The sequence below is a fragment of the Variovorax sp. P1_H12_2 genome (assembly GCF_056405335.1).
Genome location: NZ_JBFUCI010000433.1, coordinates 1 through 5,259, shown reverse-complemented (window position 1 = coordinate 5,259; position 5,259 = coordinate 1). Strand labels below are relative to the sequence as shown.

The 5,259-nt window shown below is 72.1% G+C and carries 6 protein-coding genes; 5 read left to right on the top strand and 1 reads right to left on the bottom strand.

Annotation, left to right across the window (positions count from 1 at the left end):
• On the top strand, nt 1–960 hold a 960-nt coding region (locus tag AC1D2K_RS29270), incomplete at its 5' end, for a sigma 54-interacting transcriptional regulator (RefSeq protein ID WP_478093261.1).
• A gap of 63 nt (nt 961–1,023) precedes the next feature.
• Here AC1D2K_RS29270 and selD read toward each other — a convergent pair.
• Nucleotides 1,024–2,103: a selenide, water dikinase SelD gene (gene selD, locus AC1D2K_RS29265; RefSeq protein WP_478093259.1), complete on the bottom strand. Its 1,080-nt coding sequence runs from the start codon at nt 2,101–2,103 to the stop codon at nt 1,024–1,026.
• 112 nt (nt 2,104–2,215) lie between these two features.
• Here selD and AC1D2K_RS29260 point away from each other — a divergent pair, with 112 nt between their 5' ends.
• The 4 genes from AC1D2K_RS29260 to AC1D2K_RS29245 all read left to right on the top strand — a co-directional run.
• On the top strand, nt 2,216–3,073 hold the full coding sequence (locus AC1D2K_RS29260) for a putative selenate ABC transporter substrate-binding protein (RefSeq protein WP_478093257.1): 858 nt from the start codon (nt 2,216–2,218) through the stop codon (nt 3,071–3,073).
• Between the two features lie 31 nt (nt 3,074–3,104).
• Nucleotides 3,105–3,839 (top strand): phosphonate ABC transporter ATP-binding protein, encoded by a 735-nt coding sequence (locus AC1D2K_RS29255; protein WP_478093255.1) that lies wholly within the window; start codon nt 3,105–3,107, stop codon nt 3,837–3,839.
• Nucleotides 3,836–4,663, top strand: a complete 828-nt coding sequence (locus AC1D2K_RS29250) for a PhnE/PtxC family ABC transporter permease (RefSeq protein WP_478093253.1) — start codon at nt 3,836–3,838, stop codon at nt 4,661–4,663. The genes AC1D2K_RS29255 and AC1D2K_RS29250 overlap by 4 nt, the downstream gene beginning before the upstream one ends.
• On the top strand, nt 4,660–5,259 hold a 600-nt coding region (locus AC1D2K_RS29245), incomplete at its 3' end, for a PhnE/PtxC family ABC transporter permease (RefSeq protein WP_478093251.1). The genes AC1D2K_RS29250 and AC1D2K_RS29245, both read left to right, overlap by 4 nt.

Here is a 5,259-nt window from a genome sequence, read left to right as displayed (position 1 = left end):
CTCTCGGTGCTGATCCAGGGCGAGACCGGCGTCGGCAAGGAGCTGGTGGCCGAGGCGATCCATGCCGGCTCTGCGCGCGCGGCGCGCCCCATGGTCAGCCTCAACTGCGCGGCCCTGCCCGAGACACTGGTCGAGAGCGAGCTGTTCGGCCATGTGAAAGGCGCCTTCACCGGGGCTTCCGGCGACCGGCCGGGCAAGTTCGAACTGGCCGATGGCGGCACGCTGTTCCTGGACGAGGTCGGCGAGCTCTCGATGCCGGTGCAGGCCAAGCTGCTGCGCGTGCTGCAGAGCGGCCAGCTGCAGCGGCTGGGCTCCGACCGCGAGCACCGCGTCGACGTGCGCCTGATCGCGGCCAGCAACCGCGACCTGGCCGAGGAGGTGAAGGCCGGGCGGCTGCGGGCCGACTTCTTTCACCGCCTGAGCGCCTATCCGCTGCGGGTGCCGCCCTTGCGCGAGCGCGGGCGCGACGTGCTGCTGCTCAGCGGCTTCTTCCTCGAGGAGAACCGGTCCCGGCTCGGCTTCGGCGCCGCGAGGCTGGACGCCAGCGCGCAGGCGGCGCTGCTGGCCTATGGCTGGCCGGGCAATGTGCGCGAACTCGAGCACCTGCTCGGGCGCAGCGTGCTGAAGGCGCGGGCACGCCATCCGCAGCGGCCGCGGGTCCTGAGCCTGACGGCGGAGGACCTCGATCTGGCGGCGGCGCCGCAAGCACCTGCGCCCACGGCAGCGCCCGAGGCCCAGGACGTCGCGCCGGCCGCCGGGCGCCGTCGGCTGCGCGAAGGCGAGCACCTGAGCGACGCGGTCGACCGGCTCAAGAGCGAACTGGTGCAATCGGCGCTGGCCGACAGCGGCGCCAACTGGAGCGCGGCCGCGAAGTCGCTCGGGATCGACCGCGGCAACCTGGTGCGGCTCGCGAAGCGGCTCGGCGTCGCCGCCCCTCAGGCGCCCGGCACGGCGGACTGAACTGCCTCGCGCAGCAGCTTGGCCAGCCGGGCTACCGGCTCTCTGGCTGCCGGCGGTGCCGCTTCAGGCCAGCACGCGCAGGCGCGCGGGGCCCGCTTCGGTATGGCCGATCGCCGCCGCGGCGCCGAAGCCCTCGTCGCGGAAGATCTTCAGCACCGCGTCGACCGCCTCGGGCGCACAGCTCACGAGCAGGCCGCCGGAGGTCTGCGGGTCGCTCACCAGCGCCTGCGCGGTGGCCGGCAAGCCGGCCGCGAGTTCGACCTCGGCGCCGTAGCCGCTCCAGTTGCGGCCCGAGGCGCCGGTGACGAAGCCGTTGGCGGCCAGCGCTTCCACGCCGTCGAGCAGCGGCACCTTCGACCACTCGACCACGGCCGTCAAGCCGGCGCCGCGCGCGAGCTCCAGCGTGTGGCCGGCCAGCCCGAATCCGGTGACGTCGGTCAGCGCGTGCACGCCGGGCAGCGCCGCCAGCGCGATGCCGGGCGTATTGAGCCGGGTCGTCGTGTCGATCAGCTGCCGGTAGCCGGCGTCCGGGAGCTGTTCCTTCTTGAGCGCCGCCGACAGCACGCCGACGCCCAGCGGCTTGCCGAGCACCAGCACGTCGCCGGCGCGCGCGTCGGCATTGCGCTTGACGTGGGCCGGGTTGACCAGGCCCATGGCCACCAGGCCGTAGATCGGCTCGACCGAGTCGATGGTGTGGCCGCCGGCGATCGGAATGCCGGCCGCGCGGCACACGTCCTGGCCGCCGCGCACGATCTCGCCGATGGCTTCGAGCGGCAGCTGGTTGATCGGCATCGCGACCAGCGCCAGCGCCATGATGGGCCTGCCGCCCATGGCGTAGACGTCGCTGATCGCATTGGTGGCGGCGATGCGGCCGAATTCGTAGGGATCGTCGACGATCGGCATGAAGAAATCGGTGGTCGCGATCAGGGCCTGGGTGTCGTTGAGCCGGTAGACCGCGGCGTCGTCGGCGGTCTCGATGCCCACCATCAGCTCCGGCGGCATCAGGCCGCCGGCGCCGCTCTTGAGGATCTCCGAAAGCACGCCGGGCGCGATCTTGCAGCCGCAGCCGCCGCCGTGCGAGAAGCTCGTGAGGCGCAGCGGGGCCAGCGGGTTGACGGGGGAGGGGGGGCGGATGTCGGTCATGGTGTCGGACGGATCGGTGGGAGGCCCATTATCGAAGCGGTCCGCGTCCGCGTCTTTCTACAATTGAGGGCTGTAGCCTTTCTTTTCCGAGGCGCCTGCTTCGTATACCCCCATGAAAACACTTCCCCGCCTCGCCCTCGTGCTGGCCCTGTCCGCTTTCGCCGTGGGCGCCCTGGCCCAGGGCAAGGTGCTGCGCGTCTCCGCCATCCCCGACGAGGCGCCGACCGAATTGCAGCGCAAGTTCAAGCCGCTGGGCGATTACCTGCAGAAGGAGACCGGCCTGGAGGTGCAGTTCACCCCTGTCACCGACTATGCGGCGGTGGTCGAAGGGCTGGCGACGAACAAGCTCGACCTCGCCTGGCTCGGCGGCTTTACCTTCGTGCAGGCCCGCATCCGCACCAACGGCGGGGCGGTGCCGATCGTGCAGCGCGCCGAGGACAAGGTCTTCACCAGCAAGTTCATCGTTCCGACCGACAGCAGCGCCAAGACCCTGGCCGATCTCAAGGGCAAGACCTTCGCCTTCGGCGCGCCGTCGTCCACCTCCGGCAGCCTGATGCCGCGCTACTTCCTGTTGCAGGCCGGCATCGATCCCGAGAAGGATTTCAAGACCGTAGCCTATTCCGGCGCGCACGACGCGACCGTGGCCTTCGTGGCCGCGTCGCGGGCCGAAGCCGGCGTGCTCAACGCCTCGGTCTGGGACAAGCTGGTCGAGAACAAGAACCCGAATGCGGCCAAGGTGCGCGTGCTGGCGACCACGCCGACTTACTACGACTACAACTGGACGGTGCGCCCGGGCCTCGATCCGGCCGTGACGAAGAAGCTGACCGAGGCCTTCCTGAAGCTCGACCCGGCGAACCCGGCCCACAAGGAGATCATGGATCTGCAGCGGGCCAGCAAGTTCATCCCGACCCAGTCGTCCAACTACGACGGCATCGAGGCGGCCGCCAAGTCGGCGGGCCTGGTCAAGTGATTCGGCTGCGGCCTGCTGCCGGAGCGGCCGCGTGAGCTTCGCTCTCGAAGCGGTCGGCCTGGTGCATCCGAACGGCCACCGCGCGCTGAGGGATGTGTCGCTGGCGGCCGGCGGCGGCGAGCGGCTCGCCATCATCGGCCCCTCGGGCGCCGGCAAGACCACGCTGCTGCGCGTGCTGGGCGCGGCGCTGCGGCCCGGCGAAGGCGCGGTCCGGGTGCTCGGCGATTCGCCCTGGCAACTGCCGGCACCCGCGTTGCGCCGGCTGCGCGCGCGCATCGGGACCGTGCACCAGAGCCCGCCGATCGCGCCGCGGCTGCGCGTCGTGACCGCGGTGCTCGCGGGGCGGCTCGGCCAGTGGTCCACGCTGCGCGCGCTCGGCTCGCTGTGGCGTCCGTCCGACCTGCAGGGGGCGCACGAAGCGCTGTCGCGGCTGGCGCTCGAAGACCGGCTCTTCGAGCGCTGCGACCGCCTGTCGGGCGGCCAGCTGCAGCGCGTCGGCATCGCCCGCGYGCTGTACCAGCGCCCGGCGCTGCTGCTGGCCGACGAGCCGGTGTCGGCGCTCGACCCGACGCTGGCCGACGCCGCGCTGCAGCAGCTGGTGCTGCAGAGCGAGGCGAGCGGCGCGACCCTGGTGGCGTCGCTGCATGCGGTCGACCTGGCGCTGCGCTGGTTCCCGCGCATCGTCGGCATGCGCGAAGGGCGGGTGCTGTTCGACCGGCCGGTCGGCGAGGTCGACCCGGCGATGCTGCAGGCGCTCTACGCATGACGGACGTCCGGACGCTGCGCGACCCGGCGGCGCGCCGGCGCCTGGTCGGCGGGCTGGCCGCGCTGGCGATCGCCTGGCCGCTGCTGCAGCTGTCGGAGTTCCATCCCTCGGCCCTGTTCGGTCCCGGACACCTGCAGGTGATCGGCGGATTCCTCGGCGGCTTCCTGCCGCCGGCGACCGCGCCCGACTTCCTGGCGCTGCTCGCCAAGGCCACGCTCGAGACCCTGGCGATGGCCACGGCCGGCACCGCGCTGGCCTTCCTGATCGGCGCGCCGCTAGCGTTCGTGACCACCCGCGCGCTGTCGGTGTCGCGCATCGGCCCGGGGCCGGGCCGCGTTCGCGGCGCCGCGCTGCGGCAATTCGCTCGTTCGGTGCTGATGGTGCTGCGCGCGATCCCCGAGATCGTCTGGGCGCTGATCTTCGTGCGCGCCCTGGGCCTCGGTCCCGGGGCCGGCGTGCTGGCGCTCGCGATCACCTACGGCGGCATGCTCGGCAAGGTGTATGCCGAGGTGCTCGAGTCGACCGACACGGCGCCGGCGCGGGCCCTGCTCGAAAGCGGCAGCGGACGGCTGTCGACCCTGTTCTACGCGCTGCTGCCGAACTGCGCCCAGGAGCTGACCTCCTRCACCGTGTACCGCTGGGAATGCGCGGTGCGGGCCTCGGTGGTGATGGGCTTCGTGGGCGCCGGCGGCCTCGGCCAGCTGATGGACCAGTCGATGAAGATGCTCAACGGCGGCGAGGCCAGCAGCATCCTGGGGGTGTTCCTGGTGCTGGTGCTGCTCGCGGATGCGCTCAGCAACGCGTTGCGAAGGCTGCTGGCATGAGTGTTGATTTTCCGGCTTCGCCGCCGCGCTGCCTTCGCTGCTGGGTGGTGACGGGCCTGGTGCTGGCCGCGGTGGTCGCGAGCTTCGTCTATCTCGCCGTCGACTACGGCGCGCTGTTGACCGCCGAGTCGCTGTCGCTCATGGTGCGGTTCATCGCCGAGTTCTTCCCGCCCGATGTGTCACCTGCCTTCCTGTCGAAGACCGCGTGGGGCGCGCTGCAGACGCTCGCGGTGTCGGCGCTCGGAACGCTGCTGGCGGCGGCGGCCGGCGCGCTGCTCGCGCTGCCGGCCTCGGGCCGGGCGGGCTTCGCCTTGCGGCAGCTGTGCCGCTTCGCGCTCAACTTCCTGCGCAGCGTGCCCGAGCTGGTGTGGGCCGCCCTGATGGTGCTGGCGGCCGGTATCGGCCCCTTTGCCGGCGCCCTGGCGCTGGCCCTGCACACCACCGGCGTGCTGGGCCGCCTGTTCGCCGAGAGCCTGGAGAATGCGCCGCGCGAGCCCGAGCAGGCGCTGGCGCTGAGCGGCGCCGGTGCGGCCGCCGCCTTCAGCTACGGCAGCCTGCCGCTGGTGCTGCCGCAGTGGGTGGCCTATACGCTGTAT